Source organism: Brevundimonas sp. SH203, from assembly GCF_002157625.1.
GTDB lineage: Bacteria > Pseudomonadota > Alphaproteobacteria > Caulobacterales > Caulobacteraceae > Brevundimonas.
In genome coordinates, this window is record NZ_BDMM01000004.1 from 259,029 (window position 1) to 280,159 (window position 21,131).

The window sequence follows — 21,131 nt, forward strand, 5'->3', positions numbered from 1 at the left end:
AGACGCGCGGACGGTGCGGTCTATTTCCCTAGTGGGTCAATAGGAGAAGAATTGGCGGCGGCTTGCAGCAGGGTTCGCGCCTCGAACACCGCCGCCAGGGCGTCGCGGCCGTCGCGCAGCACGGGCTGGAGCGGGCAGGTCTCGACGTCGGGACAGGTCTCGCAAGGCCCGTGGGCGGTGCGCGAAGCGCAGGGCGCCAGGGCCAGCGGCCCCTCCAGCGCCCGGATCACGTCGGCGAAACTGATGGCCTCGGCCGGCGCCGCCAGGGCGTAGCCGCCGGATCGCCCGCGCCGGGACGACAGCAGGTTCCGACGCCGCAGGTCCAGAAGAATGGCCTCCAGAAACTTGCGCGGGGCGGCCGCAGCCTCGGCGATCTCGGCGATGGTCGCCGGGCCGCCGCCCGGCAGACGCGCCAGATGGATCATGGCGCGCAGGGCATAGCGGGAGCGGTTCGACAGCATGGCCTGTGATCGCGCGCCGCCGCGACGGGCGCAAGTCGCCGGCGGACCTCACCCCGGCTGATCCAGACGCGCCACGGCCTCCAGAATCTGGGCGGCGTTGTAGGGTTTCAGCACCAGGGCCTCGGCCAGATCCGCATGGCGGGCCGCCGCGCCGACGTCGCCGGAGATGAAGATGACCCGCACGTCCCAGCGCGCCGACAGAACCTCGGCCAGCTGAACCCCGGTCATCTCGCCCGACAGATTGATGTCCAGAAGGGCGGCGTCGATGGCGTGAAGGGCGGCTGCGGCCTCGGCGGCGGCGGCGCTGTGGAAGGGGCCGACCACGCTGTGTCCGGCCTCGGTCAGCAGTTCGGTCAGGCTGGCGGCCGCGTCGGCGTCGTCCTCGACCACCAGAAGCGTCAGGGCCTGGGCGTTCGTGGGCGGCGCGGCGTCCGGCGCGACGTCCGGCGCCTGTCGCGTCACCACCGCCCGCAGGTCGCGCCAGACCTCGGCCGACGGGCGGTCGGTGTCCAGATCATAGATGGCGGCCATGGCCTTCAGCTCGCGCGCGTCCTCGGGCGACAGGTCGCCGTCGGTCTGGGCGATGCGGGCGTCATAGAGCCGGCACAGCCGTTCCACGCTGTCGGCGACGGGATCGGTGCGGGCGTGATCGGGTTCGGTGACGGGCGGGCGGTCGAACATAGGAGCCTCCTTACAGCCTGGTCTTGCGACCAGCTAAACGCCCGAAATCGCCTTCGACACCCCGTCTGACGCCATCGTGACCGCAAGGTGATCGGCGATCACGAACGTCTCATCGCGGCGCGGCGGGCGGCTACGGCGGCTTGCAATCGACACGACCGCCCCCGCCGGGTAAGGACAGGCCCCCTGTCGCCCGCTTCCAGGATACTGTCTTTTGCGTCTGCCCCAGGCCCGTCTCGATCAGGTGCTCGACCGTTTCCACGAGGTCGAGGCCCGCATGGGCGCCGCGACCGACGGGGCCGAGATCGTGCGCCTGTCCAAGGAGCACGCCGAGTTGAAGCCGGTGGCCGACGCGGTTCAGGGCCTGGCCCGCGCCCGCGCCGAAATGGCCGATCTGGAGGCCATGACCGCCGATCCCGAAATGGCGGCGATGGCGCAGGACGAGCTGCAGGTTCTGGGCGACGCCCTGCCGGGGCTGGAGCGGGAGGTCGCCCTGCTGCTGGCGCCGCGCGACGCCGACGAAAACGCCTCGGCCGTGCTGGAGGTGCGGGCGGGCACCGGCGGGGACGAGGCGGCCCTGTTCGCCGGCGACCTGTTTCGGATGTATTCGCGCTACGCCTCCACGCGCGGCTGGCGGATCGAGCTGGATTCGGCGACCGAGGGCGATGCGGGCGGCTATAAGGAAATCATCGCCACCGTCACCGGCGAGGGCGTGTTCGGCCGGCTGAAGTTCGAAAGCGGCGTCCACCGGGTGCAGCGCGTGCCGACGACCGAGGCGGGCGGGCGCATCCATACCTCGGCCGCGACGGTCGCCGTCCTGCCCGAGGTCGAGGACGTCGAGATCGAGATTCTGGACAAGGACATCCGCATCGACACCTTCCGCGCCTCCGGCTCGGGCGGGCAGCACGTCAACAAGACGGATTCGGCCGTGCGGATCACCCACCTGCCGACCGGGATCGTGGCGACCAGTTCGGAAAAGTCCCAGCACGTGAACCGCGACAAGGCGATGCGGAACCTGCGGGTGCGACTGTACGACATGCAGCGTCAGGCCAAGGATCTGGCGCGCGCGGATTCACGCAAGTCCCAGGTGGGATCGGGCGACCGCTCCGAACGCATCCGCACCTACAACTTCCCGCAGGGCCGGGTCACGGACCACCGGATCGGCCTGACCCTGCACAGCCTGCCGCAGATTCTGGAAGGCGACATCGACCCGCTTCTGAACGCCCTGATCGCCGAGGATCAGGCGGCGCGGCTGGCCGATCTGGAAGCCGAGTTCGGCTGAGGCGTCAGGCCAGCACGCCGGTCAGCGGCAGCAGCAGGACCAGGGCCGTGGCGGCGGTGTAGCCGGCGAAGGCGTGAACCGCCCGGCGGCGTCCGGCGGCGGGGGGATCGTTCAGGTTCGACCGATTGGCCCACAGCAGATAGGCCGCCTGGATCGCCCAGCCCGCCGAGAATGCGATGACCGCCCAGGCGCTGAGCGCCGCCAGCGCCAGACCCGAGGCCAGGACCAGAAGCCCGCCCAGCGCGATCACCCCGTCCGCCAACTGATCGTTGAAGGAGGTGGCGACCAGGTTCGACAGGGCCTGCTGGAGCCGCCAGTTGAGCCAGGCCTGATACAGGAGCATCAGCCCGCCCAAGACGTAAAACACCCCGATCGCGCGCGCTGCCCACTCCATGGCGAGAATATGGCCACGAAATCGGGCGGTCCGAAATCCGGTAAATCGAGCGGAATCGACGATCGGCGCGAACCGACGCCGGAAAGACACAACCGTTGGTCTTTCAGCCCGCCCGCGCGGCCTCCCAGGCCAGGACGCGCTGGACGGCGGAGCGCCGGGACATGCGCTGGAAATGATCGGCGACCTTGGGGAAGCGGGCGATGTCCACGCCATCGCTGGCCAGCCAGCCCGAGAAGACGAATAGATAGGGATCGGCGACCGAATAGGCGTCGCCCATCACCCATTCGCCGTCCAGCCCCGCCTCGATCAGGTCGAAGCCCGCGCCCATGTTCTCGCTGACCTTGGCGGCCATGCTGGCCTGGGCGGCGGGGTCGTCGCTCCAGCGGGCGGCGCGTCGGCCGTGAGCGTGGGCGACATGGATGGTCGTGGCCAGATAGAGGTTGAAGGCCTGCATCCGGGCGAAGTCGAACGGGTCGGTCGGCGCCAGCCGCGCCTGGGGCGCCAGGGCGGCGACATGGGCCAGGATCGCCGGTCCCTCGGTCAGGACGCCGCGATCCGTGACCAGGGCGGGCACCCGGCCCTTGGGATTGATCGCCAGGAAGTCGGGCCGGCGCTGATCGCCGCGGGCGAAGTCGACGTAGCGAGCCTGATAGTCCAACCCCGCCTCTTCCAGCGCGATATGGCTGGCGCGGCTGCAGGAGCCGGGGGCGGTGTGCAGCATCAGCATCGGCGGGCCCTTTGCGCGAACGAAAAAGGGGCGGCCCAATCGGCCGCCCCTTCGTGACTTACAGGTCCAGCAGGGCCCGTTGCGGGTCTTCCAGCAGTTCCTTGATGCGAACCAGGAAGGTGACCGCCTCCTTGCCGTCCACGATGCGGTGATCGTAGCTGAGGGCCAGATACATCATCGGGCGGATCTTGACCTCGCCGTTGATGGCCATCGGGCGCTGGACGATGTTGTGCATCCCCAGGATGCCCGACTGCGGCGCGTTCAGGATCGGCGTCGACATCAGCGAACCATAGGTGCCGCCGTTGGTGATGGTGAAGGTGCCGCCCTGCATCTGATCCATGGTCAGGGCGCCGTCACGGGCGGCCTTGCCCAAGGCGCCGATGCCCTTTTCGATGCCCGCGAGCGACAGGGTGTCGGCGTCGCGCAGGACCGGAACCACCAGCCCCTTGTCGGTGCCGACGGCGACGCCGATGTCGTAGTGGTTCTTGTAGATGATGTCCGTGCCGTCGATCTCGGCGTTGACGGCCGGGATTTCGTGCAGGGCCGCGACCACCGCCTTGGTGAAGAAGGACATGAAGCCCAGCTTCACGCCGTGGCGCTTCTCGAACACGTCCTTGTACTGGGCGCGCAGGGCCATGACGTTGGTCATGTCCACCTCGTTGAAGGTGGTCAGCTGGGCGGCCGTGTTTTGCGATTCCTTCAGACGACGGGCGATGGTCTGACGCAGGCGCGTCATCTTGACCCGCTCCTCGCGCGGCTGGTCGGCGCGCGGGGCGGCCTGGGCGGCGGCGGGAGCCGCAGCCGGAGCGGAAGCCTGGCCGATGGCGGCGATGGCGTCGCCCTTGGTGATGTTGCCCTTGGGGCCCGTGGCGGCGATGGCCTTGGGGTCCAGATTGTTTTCGGCGACCACGCGCTGGACGGCGGGCGACAGGGCGTCGGTCTTGCCGACCTGGGCCGAGCCGGTGTTGGCCGGGGCGGCGGCAGGGGCCGGAGCCGCAGCGGCGGCCGGGGCGGCGGCGCCCGAACCCGACACCGAACCGATCTTCTGGCCCGGAGTGACGGTCGCGCCTTCGTCGGCGGCGATGGTCAGGACGCCGTCGGCAGGGGCGGAAACCTCGACGGCGACCTTGTCCGTCTCGATCTCGACCAGCAGTTCGTCCTTCTTGACCGCTTCGCCGCTCTTCTTGAGCCATTTGCCCATCGAACCCTCGGCGACGCTTTCGCCCATCACCGGCACGGTGATGTCGACGGCGGCGGCTTCAGCCGTTTTGGCGGCGGGGGCCGACTTGGCCTCGCCCTTGGCGGCCTTGGCAGGCGCAGCGGCGGCCGCGCCGCCTTCGGTCACGGCGCCCAGGACCGTGCCGGGGACGACGGTGTCACCCTCGGCGGCGTTGATGGCGCCCAGGACGCCGTCGGCCGGGGCCACGACTTCCAGCGAGACCTTGTCGGTCTCCAGCTCGACCAGCAGTTCGTCCTTCTTGACCGCATCGCCGACCTTCTTGGTCCATTTGGCGATGGTGGCTTCGGTGACGGATTCACCGAGGGCGGGGGTCAGGATGTCGGCCATGTCAGGTCCAGCTCGTCTCTAGTTCGGTCTTTTGTACGTGTATCAGGCGAAGGCTTCGGTGGTGAAGGCGTCCAGTTCCTTCAGGTGTCGGCTCATCAGACCGGCGGCGGTCGAGGCCGAGCCGGGACGACCGACGTAGCGGGCGCGCTTGGCCTTGACGTCCAGCTTGTCCAGCGTCAGCTCCAGCCACGGATCGACGAAGGTCCAGCCGCCCATGTTCTTGGGCTCCTCCTGGCACCAGACCAGTTCGGCGTTGGGGAAGCGGGCCAGCTCCTTGCGCAGCGACTGCATCGGCCACGGATAGAACTGCTCCAGACGCAGGATATAGACGTCGTCCACGGCCTGGCCGTCCTTGGCCTTCTTCTCGCGCGCGTCCAGCAGGTCGTAATAAACCTTGCCCGAACACAGGATGACGCGGCGAATGTCCTTGTCCGCCTTGATCGTGACGCCGGCGATGTCGGGGCGCGTCTGGGCGTCGTCGTGCAGGACGCGGTGGAAGGCCGAACCCTCCGCCAGGTCCGCCATGGACGAGACCGCCTTCTTGTGACGCAGCAGCGACTTGGGCGTCATCAGGATCAGCGGCTTCCTGAACGGGCGGTGCAGCTGGCGGCGCAGGATGTGGAAATAGTTGGCCGGGGTGGTGCAGTTGGCGACCTGCATATTGTCCTCGGCGCAGGCCTGCAGGAACCGCTCCAGACGGGCGGAGGAGTGTTCCGGTCCCTGACCTTCGTAGCCATGCGGCAGCAGCATGGTCAGGCCGCTCATCCGCAGCCACTTGCGTTCGCCGGACGAGATGAACTGGTCGATCACCACCTGGGCGCCGTTCACGAAGTCGCCGAACTGGGCTTCCCACATGACCAGCGTATTGGGGTCGGCCAGCGAGTAGCCGTATTCGAAGCCCAGCACCGCCTCTTCCGACAGGGCCGAGTCGATGACCTCGAAATTGGCCTGGCCTTCGCGCAGGTTGTTCAGAGGGATGTAACGCTCTTCGGTCGTCTGATCGATGATGCCCGAGTGGCGCTGCGAGAAGGTGCCGCGCACCGAATCCTGACCCGACAGACGGATCGGGAAGCCTTCGTCCACCAGCGAGGCGAAGGCCAGGCTCTCGGCCGTGGCCCAGTCCAGCCCCTGGCCCGAGACGATGGCCTCGCGCCGGGCGTCGATGACGCGCTTCAGCGTCTTGTGCATGTCGACGCTGTTAGGAATGGTGGTCAGGCGGTGGCCCAGATCGGTCAGCTTGGCCAGAGGAACGGCGGTGTCGCCGCGCAGCTCGTCCTTGGGCGCCTGGAAGCCCTGCCACTGGCCGTCCAGCCAGTCGGCCTTCTCGGCGGACCAGGTCTTGCCGGCCTCGAACTGCTCGTCGAGGAATTTCTCGAACCGCTCGACCTCGGCGTCCACCTGCTCCTGGGTGATCACGCCTTCGGCGACCAGACGCTGCGAATACAGTTCGCGCGTCGACGGCTGGGCGCGGATCTTCGAATACATCAGCGGCTGGGTGAAGGTGGGGTCGTCGCCTTCGTTGTGGCCGAACCGGCGGTAGCAGAACATGTCCACCACCACGTCCTTGTGGAACTTCTGGCGGTATTCGGTGGCCACCTTGGAGGCGAAGACGACCGCCTCGGGATCGTCGCCGTTGACGTGGAAGATCGGCGCCTGGACCATCAGCGCCACGTCCGACGGATAGGGCGACGAGCGCGAGTTGCGCGGGCTGGTGGTGAAGCCGATCTGGTTGTTGATGACGAAATGCAGGGTGCCGCCGGTGCGGTAGCCCTTCAGCCCCATCAGGGCGAAACATTCGGCCACCACGCCCTGGCCGGCGAAGGCGGCGTCGCCGTGGATCAGCAGCGGCACGACCTTGGAACGGTCCAGCGCCCACTGGCCTTCCGGCACGCCCTCGTTGGCCTCGCGGATGTCGAACGCCTGTTTGGCGCGCGCCTTGCCCAGAACGACCGGATTGACGATTTCGAGGTGGGACGGGTTGGCGGTCAGCGACAGGTGGACGTGGTTGCCGTCGAACTCGCGGTTCGACGAGGCGCCCATGTGGTATTTGACGTCGCCCGAACCCTCGATGTCGCTGGGCACGGCCGAGCCGCCCTGGAACTCGTGGAAGATGACCTTGTAGGGCTTGCCCATCACGGCGGCGAGCACGTTCAGACGGCCGCGGTGGGCCATGCCCAGAACGACCTCGTCGACGCCCAGCGATCCGCCGCGCTTGATGACCTGCTCCAGCGCCGGGACCATGGCTTCGCCGCCGTCCAGACCGAACCGCTTGGTGCCAGGGAATCGCTTGTGCAGGAAGCGTTCGAAGCCTTCGGCCTCGACCAGCTTGGACAGGATGGCCAGCTTGCCTTCCTTGGAGAAGGCGTTCTGCTCGAACTTGTCGGCGCCCTCGAACCGCTGCTGCAGCCAGGATTTCTCTTCCGGCTCGGCGATGTGCATGAACTGGATGCCGACCGTGCCGCAATAGGTGCGCTTCAGGATCTCCAGCACTTCGCGGATGGTGCCGGTCTGAAGGCCCAGAACGCCGTCCAGGAAGATCGGCCGGTCCAGGTCGGCGCCGCTGAAGCCATAGAATTCGGGCGTCAGTTCCGGGTTTTCGACCGGCTGTTCGATGCCCAGCGGGTCCAGCTTGGCCTGCAGGTGGCCGCGCACGCGATAGCTGCGGATCAGCATCAGGGCGCGGATCGAATCGTGGGCGGCGGCGCGGATGGCGTCGGCCGAGACCTCGGCGGGCGCGGCGGCCTTGTCGGCGGCGGGCGCGGGCGCGCCGGGCTTCTTGGGATCGGGCTTGAGCGCCGGCCAACGGCCGTCGAAGACGGCGGTCGCCTCGCTGGGCTCCGTCGCCGTATCACGACCCCAGGCGCCGGCCTCGGCCGAGGCCTTCACGCTGGCGGCGTTGTCGCGAAGCTGGTCGAAGAAGGCCTTCCACTCCGCCGAGACCGAGCCGGGATCATTGGCCCATTTCTCGTGAAGCTCCTCGATATAGGCCGCATTGGACCCGTAGAGGAAAGAGGTCTCGGCAAAGACCTGGTTCAGCCGACCGGCATCGTCCGCCATCGTTTCGCAATCCCTGGACCCCGTCGGACACATCTCCGTGAGGGGCGCGCCCGTCATATAGGCGTCGTTTCCTGACGGGTCATGACCGAAACTGGGCAATTCGGCAGGAAATTGGTCGCAGGCCCCAGAAAAAACGCCCCCGGCCTGAGCCGAGGGCGTCCATCCTTGAGCGAAACGGCATTTTCTTCTCCCTCCCCGCTCCGGGGAGGGTGGCCGAGCGAAGCGAGGACGGGTGGGGACGGCAAGGTGGCGCCCCACAATCTGTCTCGCCTTCATAGAAGTGCGTCCCTGCCGGGCCGCCCCCACCCCGTCGCTCACGCGACGCCCCTCCCCGGAGCGGGGAGGGAGAGGCTCGTGCGCGCTTCTCAGCCCTTCAGCACGTCCACCAGGGTCTTGCCCAGGCGGGCCGGCGATTCCGACATGCGGATGCCGGCGGCTTCCATCGCCGCGATCTTGGATTCCGCATCGCCCTTGCCGCCCGAGACGACGGCGCCGGCGTGGCCCATGGTGCGGCCCTTGGGCGCGGTGCGGCCGGCGATGAAGCCGGCCATCGGCTTCTTGCGGCCCTTTTTGGCTTCGTCGATCAGGAACTGGGCGGCGTCTTCTTCCGCCCCGCCGCCGATTTCGCCGATCATGATGATCGAGGTGGTTTCCTCGTCGGCCAGGAACAGCTCCAGCACGTCGATGAACTCGGTGCCCTTGACCGGGTCGCCGCCGATGCCGACGGCCGTGGTCTGGCCCAGGCCTTCGTTGGTGGTCTGGAACACGGCCTCATAGGTCAGGGTGCCCGAACGCGACACGATGCCGACCGAGCCCTTCTTGAAGATGTTGCCCGGCATGATGCCGATCTTGCACTCGTCCGGCGTCAGGATGCCGGGGCAGTTCGGACCCAGCAGACGCGACTTGGAGCCTTCCAGACGGCGCTTCACCTTGACCATGTCCATCACCGGAATGCCTTCGGTGATGCAGGTGATGAAGGGGATTTCGGCGTCGATGGCCTCGATGATGGCGGCCGCCGCGCCCGACGGCGGGACATAGATGACCGAGGCGTCGGCGCCCGTGGCGTCCTTGGCTTCGGCGACAGAGGCGTAGATCGGCAGGGTTTCGCCGTGCGAGCCGGTCCAGTTCGTGCCGCCCTTGGACGGGTGGACGCCGGCGACCATCTGGGTGCCGTGATAGGCCAGGGCCTGTTCGGTGTGGAAGCCGCCGGTCTTGCCGGTCAGGCCCTGGACGATGATCTTGGTGTTCTTGTCGACGAGGATGGACATGAGGTCTCGCTTCGTTGGTTAAGCTTTGGGAAGGAAAGGGTTTTCGACGCGAACCGACCCGTAGGTCCGTCCGTGATCGAGGTCTTCGGAATAGAGGACTTTGGCGCCGATCTTCTCGGCGGCGGCGATGATCGCGCCGTCCCAGTAGGACAGCTGGTAGCGACGCGCATTGTCGATGCCGGCCAGCACGATGTCGGGCGTGACGGGCTGGCAAGGCTTCAGGGCGATGACCCGAATCCACTCTCGCGCCTCGTCCGGCGTCAGCGGCGGCGCCCCCTTGCGGGTCGAGACAGTGTAGAATTCGTCCAGCACCTGGCCAGAGGTGCAATAGTCCTCGGTCAGCGCGATCTCGCGCGCCCGCGCCCAACGGTCGCCGGCGTGGTCCTGACCCAGGGCGGCGTAGAGCAGGATGTTGGTGTCGAGAAAGACCTCGGAACTAGCGATCAAACCGACGATCCCCGCTGTAGATTTCGTCGCGCTTTCCAGGTCGCCAATCGCCCATACGGCCCCTGGACTCGTCGATCAGCTTCAGCAGCGCCTCGCGCGCCTCGTCCTTGGAGGTTTCCTGCTGGACCCATTGGGTCAGGAAACCGCGCACCGCCTCATTGACGGTCGTCCGCTTCATGGCCGCCAGAACCCGCACCTTGTCGAGCAGGGCGTCGTCGATGGCGAGGGTCAGGTTGCGGGTCACGGTGGCGAGCGGGGGCTTACACGGGTTATGTGGAGCACATAGACCGCGTGACCCGGCCGGGCAAGCGCGGTCAGATGTCCAGCAAGAGGCCCAGGCGTCGCAACACCGCCTGCTGCCAGGGCCTGAGGGCGTAGAGGTCGCCGAACAGCGCGGCTTCCCGGCCGGCCTGTCGCGCCTCGACATAGGCGGCCTGCTGGCGACGGCGACGGCGGCCCATTTCGGCGGTGTCGCCCGCCGCCGCGCGCCGGTCCCACTTGGCCCGCCAGACCTCCAGGCCGATGGCGTCATGATGCAGCAGCCAGGCCGTGCGGCCGCTCCCGGGATCGCGCGCCCGCGCCGCCTTCAACGGCCGGTCGTCGCGCTTGGATTCGTGGATGCAGACCATGACGTCCGCCAGACCGCGCCGCACCGCGTGCTTGCCCATATGGTGCGCCAGAAGACCGCGCACGAAGAACCGGCCGCGACCGGGATAGAACAGGTCGGCGAACTGATCCGGGAACGGCCCGTGATAGGGTTTGCGCGCCAGCCGCGCCCCGTATTCCTGTGTCAGGTCGTCGCCCGCCCGCCACACCGCCTCGATCGAGGGGAAGATGACCGCCTCGCGCCCGGCGGGCACGGCGCCCAGCACGGCCGACAGATCGACGTCGCCCAGGATCATTTCGTCGATGTCGACGACCAGCAGCCAGTCGGCGGCCAGGGTGGAATAGGCGTCGGCATAGACGGCCCTCTGCCGATCCTCGACCGTCGCAGGCCGACCGCCCCGCGCGGCCCAGAAGGCGGCGTCGCAGACGATCAGCTCGTCGGGGTCCAGCCCGACCTCGGCCGGGTCGGGCGCGCGGTCGCCGTCGAAATAGATCCTGATCCGCGCCGCCCGCCGACGCCGATAATGGTCGGCGAAGGTCGCGAGATGACGCGCGGGGGCCAGGGCCATCGCGACCACTTCGAAATCCGGCAAAATCCCCTCCCCGTCCCTGTGCGGCGACTATGGCGGGCCGCCGAAGCCGTCCGCAACGAGAAACGGCGACGCTGCAAGCAGCGCCGCCGTTACGCGACCACCAAGGGCCTTTTGGTCTTAGCCGACCGCCTTGACGATCTTCTGGGCGGCGTCGTCCAGGTCGTCGGCGGCCTGGATGGTCAGGCCGGATTCGTTCAGGATTTTCTTGCCCAGTTCGGCGTTGGTGCCTTCCAGACGCACGACCAGCGGCACCTTCAGGCCCACTTCCTTCACGGCCGCGACCACGCCCTCGGCGATGACGTCACACTTCATGATGCCGCCGAAGATGTTGACCAGGATGCCCTGGACGTTCGGGTCGGCGGTGATGATCTTGAAGGCCGCCGCGACCTTCTCCTTGCCGGCGCCGCCGCCGACGTCGCAGAAGTTGGCCGGCTCCTTGCCGTACAGTTTGATGATGTCCATGGTCGCCATGGCCAGGCCGGCGCCGTTGACCATGCAGCCGATGTTGCCGTCCAGCGAGACATAGGCCAGGTCCCACTTGGAGGCCTCGATCTCCTTGGCGTCCTCTTCGGTTTCGTCGCGCAGGGCCTTGATGTCGTCGTGGCGGAACAGGGCGTTGCCGTCGAAGCTGACCTTGGCGTCCAGGACGCGCAGATGGCCGTCCTTCATCACGATCAGGGGGTTCACCTCCAGCATGTCCATGTCCTTCTCGACGAAGGCCTTGTACAGGGCGGGGAACAGGGACTTGGCGTCCTCGGCGGCGGCGCCCGTCAGGCCGTAGGCGGCGACGATGGCGGCCACGTCGGCGTCGGTCACGCCGGCGCTGGGGTCGATGACGATGTTCTGGATCTTCTCGGGCGTGTCGTGGGCGACGGTTTCGATGTCCATGCCGCCCTCGGTCGAGACGACGAAGGCGATGCGGCCATAGGCGCGGTCGACCAGCAGCGAGCAGTACAGCTCACGCTCGATGTCGGCGCCGTCCTCGATATAGAGGCGGTTGACCTGTTTGCCGGCCTCGCCCGTCTGGGCGGTGACGAGGGTGTTGCCCAGCATTTCCTTGGCGTGGGCCACGGCTTCCTCGACCGAGAAGGCCAGGCGCACGCCGCCCTTGGCGTCGGCCGGCAGTTCCTTGAACTTGCCCTTGCCGCGTCCGCCGGCGTGGATCTGCGACTTCACGACATAGAGCGGGCCGGGAAGGGACTTGGCGGCCGCCTCGACCTGATCGACCGACGTCACCGCGACGCCGTCGGCGACGGGGGCGCCGAAGCCCTTGAGAACCTGCTTGGCCTGATATTCGTGGATGTTCATGGAAACCGCCGCAATCTTCGCTGGGGAGAGTTGCGGGGCTTATAGGCCCCGCTCCTTCGCGGGTGCAACAGTATGTGAACCGGGAATTTAGTCGATCCAGTCCCGCTTCAGCGTGCGAGACGCCCCGATCAGCAGCACGGCGGCCAGCACATAGAAGCCCATGCCGGTGTAGATGGCCCAGCGCAGGCTCTCCTCGCCGAACCGGGGCGCCAGCAGGTCGCTCATCCAGCCGAAGTAGTAGAAGCCCACCGCGATCCCGAGCAGATTGTTGACCAGCAGGAACAGGGCCGAGGCGGTCGACCGCATGGCCGCGGGGACCAGATGCTGCACCGCCGCCGTGATCGGACCCAGCCAGGCCAGGTTCAGACCCGTGGGCAGAAGGAAGATGAAGAAGGCCAGAGTCAGCTGCTGAACATGGCTGCCGCCGCCCGGCAGGACCAGGCCGATCAGCCACGGCGAATTCATCGCCAGGATGAAGCACGGCGCCGAGATCAAGAAGGCGATGGCCGGCGTCAGCGGATAGGCGCCCTTGCCCTTCTTCGACAGCTTGTCGGCGATCATGCCGCCCAGCCAGATGCCCAAGAGGCCGCCGATCAGGGCGATGCCGGCGTAATAGACGCTGGTCTGTTTCAGGGTCAGGTCGAAGCTGCGCATGAAGAACAGCGGCAGCCAGCCGGCGACGCCATAGCCGCATACCGACGACGAAGCCGCGCCAAGGGCCAGCAGCCAGAAGCTGGGTTTCCTGATCACCACCGAGGCCGTGCGTCGCGCGATCATCAGCGACACGCCGATCACCACCGCCAGCAGACCGCCGAAGCCCAGCACCAGCGGATTGCCCAGCGACGTCCCCATCAGCCAGCTGACGCCGGCCAGGATCAGAAGGCCGGCGCCCAGCCCCAGCATGATCTGGGCGGCGATCCGGCCGACGCGATCCGTCCCTGCGGAAATGGGGGCGGCGATGGGCGTCGCCGTCGCGGCCTCGGCCTTGACCACATCCATGCCGCCGCGCCGGGGATCGCGCACCGTCAGACGCAGCAGCGGCGCGACCAGCAGGCCCAGCAGACCGACGACGATGAAGGCCGTGCGCCAGCCATAGGTCGCGGCCAGCAGGCCGCCGACCAGTGTGCCCGCCGCCATGCCCAGCGGGATGCCGAAGGCGAAGGCCGCCATGGCCCGCGCGCGCTGATGCGGCGGGAAATAGTCGGCGATCAGCGAATAGGCCGGGGCCACCCCGCCCGCCTCGCCCACGCCCACGCCCATCCGGCACAGGAACAGCTGACCGAACGACCCGGCCATGCCGCACAGGGCGGTGAAGCCGGACCAGACGGCGAGCGCTCCGGTCATGATCCAGACCCGGCTGAACCGATCCGCCAGCCAGGCCAGGGGAATGGCCAGGGTCGAATAGACCGAGGCGAAGGCGATGCCGCCCAACAGGCCGAACTGGCTGTCGGACATGCCGAACTCGGCCTTCAGCGGCGCGGCCAGGATGCCGATGATCTGCCGATCCAGGAAGTTCAGCATGTAGATCAGGATCAGCACCGCCAGCACATAGTAGCGATAGCCGGGCCGCTCGGGCCGCGCCTCATCCTGGACTGTCAGCGTCTCCGTCGTCATCGGCGTTTCCCCTCGGCGTCTTGTTGTCGGAACGAGCCTAGCCGCAAGCCCGCCCCCTGCAAAGCAAAGGGGCGGCGGCCCGGAGACCGCCGCCCCTCGTTCAGGCGTTCAGATCGCGATCAGAACCGATAGGTCAGGCGCGCCGAATAGGTGGTCGGCGGGCCGTAGAAGGCGCTGATCGAGTTGTTGTAGGTCGCGCCGGGGAAGCTGTAGCCGCCGACCTTGTAGCGGACGTCGGTCAGGTTGCGGCCGAACAGACCCACTTCCCAACGCTTGCTGGGGGCGGTCCAGATCACGCTGGCGTCGGCCAGGACATAGCCCTTCTGGTCCAGGATCGGATCGGGCGTGTCGAACAGATGATAGTCCGAACGATACGACAGCGACGGCGTGACGCGGATCTCGCCGCCCATGATGTCGCCGCGCCAGATCATGCCGTAATAGGCCGACCACTCCGGCGAATTCTGGGGTTTGCGCAGGTTGGAGATGTCGACAGGCGAGCCGGTGATGCGGGTGATGAACTCGTCGAACTCGTTCTTCAGATAGCCCAGCGAGAAGTTGGCGGTGATGTCGCTGGTCAGATAGGCCGAACCTTCCAGTTCGAAGCCGTAGATGGTCGAGGCGCCGGCGTTGTCGACCACCGAGGCGATGCCGACGGCGGGCGGCGTGGCCACCTGCTGGGTCGTGATCTGCTGGTCCTTGTAGTCCGAGTAGAAGATCGCCGAGGCGAAGTTCATGCGGCGGTCGAAGGCCGAACCCTTCAGGCCGATCTCATAGGTCGTGACCGTCTCGGGCTGGTAGCCGTTGACCGTCTGGGGCACCAGGGCGGCGTCGCCGCGCATGTCCCAGCCGCCGGACTTGAAGCCCTGGCTGACCGAGGCGTAGCCGGTCATCTGATCGGTGAAATCATACGAGAGGCTGGCGCGCGGCGTGAACTTCTCGAAGGTGTCCGAGGCCGTGTAGTTGGTGCGGGTCGCAAAGACCGCGCGCGGCGTGCCGCCGGTCAGCGGACTGCGCGTGGCGCCCAGATAGAACTGGCGCAGGACCGAGGCGTCCTTGTCGTCGCGGGTGTAGCGGCCGCCCAGCGACAGGTGCAGGCGATCCGTCAGGTCGTAGCTGAAGTCGCCGAAGATCGAGAAGGACTTGGTGTCCACCGAACCGGCCGCCGCGATCGACAGACCCAGATTGCCGGCGATGGTGTCGAACACGCCCGACGAGGCGCCGTCCAGATAATAGACGCCCGCGACGCCGGACCAGCGCTCGCCGGTGAACAGGGCCTGGAACTCCTGGGTGAACTGATGGTCGGCATAGATGGCCGGCACGTCCAGGGTCGGGTTCGGCGTCTGGTCGAAGTCGATGATGGTCGAGGTGTCGCCCGACCGATAGGCCGAGATCGACTTCAGGGTCAGCCTGTCGTTGACGCGGTATTCGCCGGTCAGGGCCACGCCTTCGGTGACGACCTTCTGATCGCCGGTGATGCCGGCGTAGGTGTCGTATTTGCCGGCGGGCGCGCGCCACAGGCCGTCGGTCGAGGTGACTTCGCGGTGGCCGTGACGGGGGCTGGAGTTATCCTCGACGCGGTCCCAGGCCAGACGGAAGAACAGATTGTCGTTCGGCGTCCATTCCGCGCTAGCGCGATAGGCGGTGACGTCCTTGTCGTACTGATCCTGACCCGTGTTCAGGTTCTTGCCGTAGCCGTCGTGCTGATAGGTGGCGACGGCGCCGCCGACGGCGAAGGTCTGACCGACGGGGACCGAGCCGGAAACCAGGAAGTTATGCTCGTTATAGCTGCCCAGTTCGGCCCGCGCCGTCAGACTGGGGTCCTGGCCCAGGCGTTTGGTGACGTATTTGATCGCGCCGCCGATGGTGTTGCGGCCGTACAAGGTGCCCTGCGGCCCGCGCAGCACCTCGATGCGCGAGATGTCGAAGATGTCGAGAACGGCGCCTTGGGGGCGGGCCACATAGACGTCGTCGACATAGAGGCCGACGCCGGGCTCGAAGCCCCACAGCGGGTCCTGCTGGCCCACGCCGCGAATGAAGGAGATCAGGGTGGAGTTCGAACCGCGCGCGATCTGGACCGTGGCGTTCGGCGTCTGTTGCTGAAGCGCGGTGATGTTGACGGCGCCGGTCTGTTCCAGACGTTCGGCGCTGAGGGCCGAGACCGCGATCGGCACGTCCTTCAGCTGTTCGTCGCGACGACGCGCGGTGACGACGATGTCGTCGACGGTGGCCGTGTCCTGACCGGCGTTCGCCGCCTGGGCGGCCGTTTCGGCGTCCTGGGCGACCGAGGCCCCGGCAAGCACGCCCCACGCCGCGCCGGCCAGCAGCGCGCATTTCACATGACGATTCATGGTCTCAACCCCTTGTGGTTTTCCAGCCCGTGGACGCTTTTATTCAGCGTTCAATGATTTTCATGGAAACTGACTGGGTTTCGTCCGGCTGTCAAACGGTCTGCTGACGCAACGTCACTTGGGGCGCGGATAGTGGCGCCGTTGCACCGGCGCCGTTGCGCCGGGATCGGGCCGCGCCTAGCCTTGACGGATGAGCAAGACGGACGCTGACAAGACCGCCCCCCGCCCCGTCGCCGCCGCGCGTCGCAAGGCGGCGGGCGCGGCGCCGGCCCGTCGCGGTCGCCCGCCCAAGGCCAAGGCCCAGGCGGCTGGAGAGACCCGAGACCTGATCCTGGACGCGGCCGAGGACCTGTTCTCCAAACACGGCTTCTATGGCGTGACCATCCGAGAGGTGGCGCGCGAGGCGGGCGTGGATACCGCACTCGTCCACTATTATTTCGGGGCCAAGCGCGAGCTGTTCGACGCGGTCTTCCTGCGCCGGGCCGAGGTGTGGAACACCGACCGGGTCGCCGCCATCGACCGCTACGCCGAGCGCGCGGGCGAGGACATGACGCTGGAAGGATTGCTGGAGGCCTTTCTGAGGCCGCCGTTCGAATGGTCGTTGAAGGGCGGGCCGGGGTGGAAACACTATGCCGCCCTGGTGGCCCAGACCAACGCCAACCCCAGTTTCGGCGGCGAGACGATGGCGCGCTATTTCGACCCGGCCATCCATCGGCTGATCGAACTGATCGCGCGGGTGCTGCCGGGCGCCAGCGAGGTCGATCTGTACTGGGGCTATCACAATCTGTCGGGCGCCCTGACCCTGACGCTGGGCGAGACGGGGCGGCTGGACCGGCTGTCGAACGGGCGGGCGCGGTCGGGCGATCTGGAGACGGCGGGCGACTATATGGTGCGGTTCGCGGCGGCGGGGTTCCGCGCCGTGGCCGGGATGTCGCCGCGCTAGATCAGTTTGGGCCGAAGAAGATCGCCCACATCAGCCGGCCGGGCAGGAAGGTGAAGGCGCCCGCGACGATCAGGCCGCCGACGAACATCCCGGTCATGGCCCGCCTGTGGTCGGCGACGCGGTGACGCCGCGCGGCATGGACCGCCATCGGCAGGGCGATCACCGTCCAGCCACTCAACAGATGGATCAGCGAGAAACCGCCGGGGCCGTTCGGATTGATCTGGTGGATGAAGAAGGAGCTGAGCGCCGTCGTCCCCATCGCCAGCACCCAGGCCCAGCCGAGGGTGCGGTGCAGGCGGTCGCCCTTGACGCCCGCCAGCAGGACGAGGCCGATCACGAGCGCCGTCACGGCCGAGGCCACATGGACCTGGATCATCACGGGCGAGGTCAGCAGCAGGTCCCAGCGCGGGGCGTGCGGCGTGAAGCCCATCCGCGCCAGCCGCCCGTCGTCGAGCGCCAGATAGGCGGCCAGCGGGACGATCAGCAGGGTCAGAGCGACGATGGACGGAACAAGGCGGGACAGGCGGGGCATGGACGATCTCCGTTTCCACGGTCCTGACGGGCCCTGCCCCGCGCCGCATTCCGGTTTGCGCCAACGACCGTCGCCGATGCGCCAACGCCCACCCGTCTTTCGCGGACAAGGAAATCGTGGTCTCAAGGCCGACCTTCATCCGCCGAAAGCCGCCATGACGCCCCTTGCCGCCGAACGCCGCCGCACATTCCTTCGCGGCCTGATCGTCGCCGTTCTGGCGGGCGTCTTCCTGACCGTGACCGGGGCGTTCGGGACGGCGGGCGCGCCCTTCGTTCCCCGCCTGATCTATTGGGTGATGGTGCTGGTGCTGGGCGGGCTGTGGGGTCATGCCTGCGGCGCCCTGGTCGGCCGGTATCTGGACAGCGACGAGCGGCCCTGGCTGACCATAGCGGCGATGGTGGTGGTCATCACCGGGCCGCTGTGCGTCATGGTCTGGGCGGCGACGGGCCTGTTCTTCGCGCACAGGCTCTATCCGCTGGCGGTCCTGCCGCAGCTGGTCGCGCCGGTCGCGGTGGTGACGGCGGCGGTGACGACGCTGAACGTGTTTCTGGGGCGGGCGAGGCCGGTCCAGACCCATGCGCCGGTCAAGGCGGAGACGGCGCGGCCCGTGAAGTTCCTGGATCGCCTGCCCCTGAAGCTGAGGGGCGCCGCGATCCGCGCGGTCCAGGCCGAGGACCATTATCTGCGCATCCACACCGACCGGGGATCGGACCTGATCCTGATGCGGCTGTCGGACGCGGTGGAGGAGCTGGAGGGGCTGGAAGGCGCCCAGACGCACCGAAGCTGGTGGGTGGCCAGGGACGCCGTGCGCGGGGTCGAACGCGGCGACGGCCGGGCCACCCTGATGCTGGACGGCGGCCTGTCGGCGCCGGTCAGCCGGCGCTACGCCCGGATGCTGCGCGACGCCGACTGGTGGTGAAGGATCAGGGCGCGGGCTGGGCCGTCAGCATGGCGGCGGGGGCCGCGCAGCCGGTCAGGGTGTCGTCGCCGATTTCGACCCGCGCGGTCAGCGGATAGGTGCGGTCGCTCATGCCGTCCGAACATTCGGTGGCGATCAGGGTGACGTTCATCGCCTTGTTCAGGTCGGTCGAACTGGCGAAGGTCGCGACCGTGCCCTGGACCGTGGCCCCATGATTGGGCGCCCGCTGGGTCGGTTGATCGACGCGGGTGTAGATCAGGGCGTCGGGCGTGATCTCCACCCCCCAGAAGGGTTCGGTGCCGAGCGCGCGAACCGGCTTGCCCAGATCGACCCCGCCCAAAACGGCGGCGGCCTGAGGCTCCGGCGCGGTCTTGGGCTTGGCGTCGTCGCGGTCGTAGCAACCTGCCAGGGACAGGCCGGCGACGGCGGCGGACGCGGCGAGGGCGAGCGGGATGGGGCGCATGACGGTCTCCTCGACGCACGGCGGGGGATTGGACAGGTCTCAGGCCGCAGGTGAGGGGCCGGACGGCCTCGGTCAAGGGGCGCCGCTGGGTTATGGTGCCGCCATGTCGATTCGCCCGACCGCATACGAGTTCTTCGCCGGGGGCGGCCTGGCGGGCCTGGGCATGGCCGGCCTCGACACCATCTTCGCCAACGACATGGATGCGGCCAAGGCGCGGGCCTTCGTCGCCAACCATCCGGGGACGCCGTTCCGGCAGGTCGACGTCTGGGGCCTGACGGTCGAGGATTTGCCGGGACGGCCCGACCTGGCCTGGGCCTCGTCGCCCTGTCAGGACGTCAGCCTGGCGGGGGCGCGCGGCGGGCTGGAGGCCGGGCGGTCGGGGGCCTTCTGGGGCTTCTGGCGGCTGATGCAGGGGCTGGAGGCCGAGGGGCGCGGGCCGCGCGTCGTGGTGCTGGAGAACGTGATCGGCCTTTTGACCTCCGGGCAGGGGCGGGATTTCGCCGCCGTCTGCACGGCCATGGCCGAGGCCGGCTATGCGGTCGGGGCGCTGGAGATGGACGCGGCCCATTGGCTGCCCCAGTCGCGGCCTCGCCTGTTCGTGGCGGCCGTAAAGGGCGAAGCCCCGCGCGCCGACGGGCCGAGCGCCCCCTTTCATTCCGCACGCCTTATCGCCGCCCACGCCCGCCTGCCCGAGGCGGTCAAGGCGGCCTGGGCCTGGTGGTCCCTGCCCCAGCCCCCCCGTCGCAACCTGGATCTGGCCGCCGTGCTGGAGCCGGACGCGGCGGTCGCCTGGCTGGACGATCCCGAGGCGATCCTGGCGCTGGCGGCGCCGCTGCATCAGGCGCGGATTGCAGCCGCCCTGGGGTCGGGCCAGCGCACGGTCGGCGCCGCCTATCGCCGGGTTCGCATCGAGCACGGGCGCAAGGTCCAGAGGCTGGAGATTCGTTTCGACGGCCTGGCCGGATGCCTGCGGACCCCGGCGGGCGGATCGTCGCGGCAATATGTGGTGGTGTGCGATCAAGGCCGGGTCAGGGTGCGGCGGCTGACCGGGCGCGAGGCGGCGCGGCTGATGGGGGTGTCGAACGCCTATCGCCTGCCGGCCAGCGAGAGCGCGGCGCTGAAGCTGATGGGCGATGCGGTGGCCGTGCCGGTGGTGCGCGCCTTGACCGAGGGGCTGCTGCTGCCTGCGCTGGCGGGACGTCGGGCGGCGGCCTGACCGAGGCGCACGGTCTCCCGCTCATCCCGGCGAAAGCCGGGACGAGCGGGAGAAGAGGGATCGTCGGCCCCTCGGGACGCGCCCGAGGGCGACGGGGTTCAACCTAGCGCTGGACCCACTGACCCTGGGCGTTGCGATACCATTGGCCGGACGAGATGCGCGGCAGCAGTTGGGCCTCGAACATCCGGGCGCCGGCCACGTCGGCCGAGGTGCCGGCGTCGGCGGCGCTACGGGCGTAGGCGGCGCGGCGGCCGGCGTTGGTGGCGTCCACGGCGGCGCGCAGGCCGGCGTCCGAGGTCGAGGTGCGGAAGCCCAGATAGCCGTCGGCCTGTTCGCCCACGACGCCGGCGGCCTTGGCCTGATCGATCTGGGCCTTCTGGGCGCTGGTCTGGGCGATGGCGGCGCCGGCGAAACCGAGGGCGGCCAGGGCGGCCCCGACGACGAAGATTTTGCGGAAGGTCATGTCAGCCTGTCCTTTCAAGAAAGCGGCGATCAGAAGAGGTTGGGGTTCTGCTGCAGCAGTTGCTGCAGCTCCTGATCCAGGCGGACGCGCACGTCGGCGTCCAGCTTGGCGTAGATCTGAATCGGCGCGACCTCCAAACGGATGGTGGGGGCGCAGGCCGATACGGCGACGACGGCGGCTCCAAAGCCAAGGCCCGCCAACTGGCGCTTGTTGATCATGACATAGGCTCCGGTTCGGCCAAGGTT

Annotated in this window: 21 protein-coding genes; 4 read left to right on the forward strand and 17 right to left on the reverse strand. The window is 68.3% G+C overall.

The window, feature by feature from the left end:
- Positions 1-20: 20 nt before the first annotated feature.
- Positions 21-461, reverse strand: coding sequence for an Rrf2 family transcriptional regulator (locus SH203_RS10710; RefSeq protein WP_087120919.1), 441 nt, complete (start codon positions 459-461; stop codon positions 21-23).
- A 48-nt stretch (positions 462-509) separates the two neighbouring features.
- Entirely contained in the window at positions 510-1,142 is a 633-nt protein-coding gene (locus tag SH203_RS10715) for a response regulator (RefSeq protein WP_087120920.1), read from the reverse strand.
- A gap of 211 nt (positions 1,143-1,353) precedes the next feature.
- On the opposite strand from SH203_RS10715, the gene prfA reads away from it, so the two are divergent.
- Complete coding sequence (gene prfA, locus SH203_RS10720; RefSeq protein ID WP_087120921.1) at positions 1,354-2,421, forward strand: peptide chain release factor 1; 1,068 nt, start codon at positions 1,354-1,356, stop codon at positions 2,419-2,421.
- Positions 2,422-2,425: 4 nt separating this feature from the next.
- Here prfA and SH203_RS10725 read toward each other — a convergent pair whose 3' ends face one another.
- The 11 genes from SH203_RS10725 to SH203_RS10775 form a co-directional block, all read right to left on the reverse strand.
- Positions 2,426-2,764, reverse strand: a complete 339-nt coding sequence (locus SH203_RS10725; RefSeq protein ID WP_200808900.1) for a hypothetical protein — start codon at positions 2,762-2,764, stop codon at positions 2,426-2,428.
- Positions 2,765-2,918: 154 nt separating this feature from the next.
- Entirely contained in the window at positions 2,919-3,542 is a 624-nt protein-coding gene (locus SH203_RS10730; protein WP_087120923.1) for a glutathione S-transferase family protein, read from the reverse strand.
- Between the two features lie 58 nt (positions 3,543-3,600).
- Positions 3,601-5,109, reverse strand: a complete 1,509-nt coding sequence (gene odhB / locus SH203_RS10735) for a 2-oxoglutarate dehydrogenase complex dihydrolipoyllysine-residue succinyltransferase (protein WP_087120924.1) — start codon at positions 5,107-5,109, stop codon at positions 3,601-3,603.
- A 42-nt stretch (positions 5,110-5,151) separates the two neighbouring features.
- Positions 5,152-8,166 (reverse strand): 2-oxoglutarate dehydrogenase E1 component, encoded by a 3,015-nt coding sequence (locus SH203_RS10740; RefSeq protein ID WP_087120925.1) that lies wholly within the window; start codon positions 8,164-8,166, stop codon positions 5,152-5,154.
- A gap of 365 nt (positions 8,167-8,531) precedes the next feature.
- Positions 8,532-9,434 carry a succinate--CoA ligase subunit alpha gene (gene sucD, locus SH203_RS10745; RefSeq protein ID WP_087120926.1) on the reverse strand — a complete coding sequence of 301 codons (903 nt, stop codon included), beginning with the start codon at positions 9,432-9,434 and terminating at the stop codon, positions 8,532-8,534.
- A gap of 18 nt (positions 9,435-9,452) precedes the next feature.
- Entirely contained in the window at positions 9,453-9,881 is a 429-nt protein-coding gene (locus tag SH203_RS10750; protein WP_087120927.1) for a PIN domain-containing protein, read from the reverse strand.
- Positions 9,871-10,125 carry a hypothetical protein gene (locus tag SH203_RS10755; RefSeq protein ID WP_087120928.1) on the reverse strand — a complete coding sequence of 85 codons (255 nt, stop codon included), beginning with the start codon at positions 10,123-10,125 and terminating at the stop codon, positions 9,871-9,873. Before SH203_RS10755 ends, SH203_RS10750 begins: the two co-directional genes overlap by 11 nt.
- Before the next feature lie 70 nt (positions 10,126-10,195).
- Positions 10,196-11,080, reverse strand: a complete 885-nt coding sequence (locus SH203_RS10760; RefSeq protein WP_087120929.1) for a hypothetical protein — start codon at positions 11,078-11,080, stop codon at positions 10,196-10,198.
- A 117-nt stretch (positions 11,081-11,197) separates the two neighbouring features.
- Positions 11,198-12,388, reverse strand: a complete 1,191-nt coding sequence (gene sucC, locus SH203_RS10765) for an ADP-forming succinate--CoA ligase subunit beta (protein ID WP_087120930.1) — start codon at positions 12,386-12,388, stop codon at positions 11,198-11,200.
- Between the two features lie 87 nt (positions 12,389-12,475).
- Positions 12,476-14,002 (reverse strand): MFS transporter, encoded by a 1,527-nt coding sequence (locus tag SH203_RS10770; RefSeq protein WP_087120931.1) that lies wholly within the window; start codon positions 14,000-14,002, stop codon positions 12,476-12,478.
- A 119-nt stretch (positions 14,003-14,121) separates the two neighbouring features.
- Positions 14,122-16,350 (reverse strand): TonB-dependent receptor, encoded by a 2,229-nt coding sequence (locus SH203_RS10775; protein ID WP_087120932.1) that lies wholly within the window; start codon positions 16,348-16,350, stop codon positions 14,122-14,124.
- A 190-nt stretch (positions 16,351-16,540) separates the two neighbouring features.
- On the opposite strand from SH203_RS10775, the gene SH203_RS10780 reads away from it, so the two are divergent.
- Complete coding sequence (locus SH203_RS10780; RefSeq protein WP_087120933.1) at positions 16,541-17,293, forward strand: TetR/AcrR family transcriptional regulator; 753 nt, start codon at positions 16,541-16,543, stop codon at positions 17,291-17,293.
- A gap of 1 nt (position 17,294) precedes the next feature.
- Here SH203_RS10780 and SH203_RS10785 read toward each other — a convergent pair whose 3' ends face one another.
- Positions 17,295-17,825 (reverse strand): DUF2306 domain-containing protein, encoded by a 531-nt coding sequence (locus SH203_RS10785; RefSeq protein WP_087120934.1) that lies wholly within the window; start codon positions 17,823-17,825, stop codon positions 17,295-17,297.
- A gap of 154 nt (positions 17,826-17,979) precedes the next feature.
- On the opposite strand from SH203_RS10785, the gene SH203_RS10790 reads away from it, so the two are divergent.
- A complete protein-coding gene (locus SH203_RS10790; protein WP_087120935.1) occupies positions 17,980-18,744 on the forward strand; it encodes a LytTR family DNA-binding domain-containing protein in 765 nt (254 codons plus the stop codon).
- A 4-nt stretch (positions 18,745-18,748) separates the two neighbouring features.
- Here SH203_RS10790 and SH203_RS10795 read toward each other — a convergent pair whose 3' ends face one another.
- On the reverse strand, positions 18,749-19,207 hold the full coding sequence (locus SH203_RS10795; RefSeq protein WP_087120936.1) for a COG3650 family protein: 459 nt from the start codon (positions 19,205-19,207) through the stop codon (positions 18,749-18,751).
- Between the two features lie 103 nt (positions 19,208-19,310).
- Here SH203_RS10795 and SH203_RS10800 point away from each other — a divergent pair, with 103 nt between their 5' ends.
- Complete coding sequence (locus SH203_RS10800; protein ID WP_087120937.1) at positions 19,311-20,423, forward strand: DNA cytosine methyltransferase; 1,113 nt, start codon at positions 19,311-19,313, stop codon at positions 20,421-20,423.
- 103 nt (positions 20,424-20,526) lie between these two features.
- Here SH203_RS10800 and SH203_RS10805 read toward each other — a convergent pair whose 3' ends face one another.
- Positions 20,527-20,886, reverse strand: a complete 360-nt coding sequence (locus SH203_RS10805) for a DUF1318 domain-containing protein (protein WP_087120938.1) — start codon at positions 20,884-20,886, stop codon at positions 20,527-20,529.
- Between the two features lie 29 nt (positions 20,887-20,915).
- The gene (locus SH203_RS10810; protein WP_087120939.1) at positions 20,916-21,104 is read right to left on the reverse strand and encodes a YnbE family lipoprotein; all 189 of its coding nucleotides are present in this window, start codon (positions 21,102-21,104) and stop codon (positions 20,916-20,918) included.
- Positions 21,105-21,131: the final 27 nt, after the last annotated feature.

Excerpts from the sequence above, each read along its gene's own strand:
- SH203_RS10800 (WP_087120937.1), top strand. The coding sequence starts at position 19,311 with ATGTCGATTCGCCCGACCGCATACGAGTTCTTCGCCGGGGGCGGCCTG.
- SH203_RS10790 (WP_087120935.1), top strand. The coding sequence starts at position 17,980 with ATGACGCCCCTTGCCGCCGAACGCCGCCGCACATTCCTTCGCGGCCTG.
- SH203_RS10715 (WP_087120920.1), bottom strand. The coding sequence starts at position 1,142 with ATGTTCGACCGCCCGCCCGTCACCGAACCCGATCACGCCCGCACCGAT.
- SH203_RS10730 (WP_087120923.1), bottom strand. The coding sequence starts at position 3,542 with ATGCTGATGCTGCACACCGCCCCCGGCTCCTGCAGCCGCGCCAGCCAT.
- sucC (WP_087120930.1), bottom strand. The coding sequence starts at position 12,388 with ATGAACATCCACGAATATCAGGCCAAGCAGGTTCTCAAGGGCTTCGGC.
- SH203_RS10740 (WP_087120925.1), bottom strand. The coding sequence starts at position 8,166 with ATGGCGGACGATGCCGGTCGGCTGAACCAGGTCTTTGCCGAGACCTCT.
- SH203_RS10770 (WP_087120931.1), bottom strand. The coding sequence starts at position 14,002 with ATGACGACGGAGACGCTGACAGTCCAGGATGAGGCGCGGCCCGAGCGG.
- sucD (WP_087120926.1), bottom strand. The coding sequence starts at position 9,434 with ATGTCCATCCTCGTCGACAAGAACACCAAGATCATCGTCCAGGGCCTG.
- SH203_RS10775 (WP_087120932.1), bottom strand. The coding sequence starts at position 16,350 with ATGAATCGTCATGTGAAATGCGCGCTGCTGGCCGGCGCGGCGTGGGGC.
- SH203_RS10785 (WP_087120934.1), bottom strand. The coding sequence starts at position 17,825 with ATGCCCCGCCTGTCCCGCCTTGTTCCGTCCATCGTCGCTCTGACCCTG.
- SH203_RS10810 (WP_087120939.1), bottom strand. The coding sequence starts at position 21,104 with ATGATCAACAAGCGCCAGTTGGCGGGCCTTGGCTTTGGAGCCGCCGTC.
- SH203_RS10795 (WP_087120936.1), bottom strand. The coding sequence starts at position 19,207 with ATGCGCCCCATCCCGCTCGCCCTCGCCGCGTCCGCCGCCGTCGCCGGC.
- SH203_RS10780 (WP_087120933.1), top strand. The coding sequence starts at position 16,541 with ATGAGCAAGACGGACGCTGACAAGACCGCCCCCCGCCCCGTCGCCGCC.
- SH203_RS10805 (WP_087120938.1), bottom strand. The coding sequence starts at position 20,886 with ATGACCTTCCGCAAAATCTTCGTCGTCGGGGCCGCCCTGGCCGCCCTC.
- odhB (WP_087120924.1), bottom strand. The coding sequence starts at position 5,109 with ATGGCCGACATCCTGACCCCCGCCCTCGGTGAATCCGTCACCGAAGCC.
- SH203_RS10710 (WP_087120919.1), bottom strand. The coding sequence starts at position 461 with ATGCTGTCGAACCGCTCCCGCTATGCCCTGCGCGCCATGATCCATCTG.
- SH203_RS10725 (WP_200808900.1), bottom strand. The coding sequence starts at position 2,764 with ATGCTCCTGTATCAGGCCTGGCTCAACTGGCGGCTCCAGCAGGCCCTG.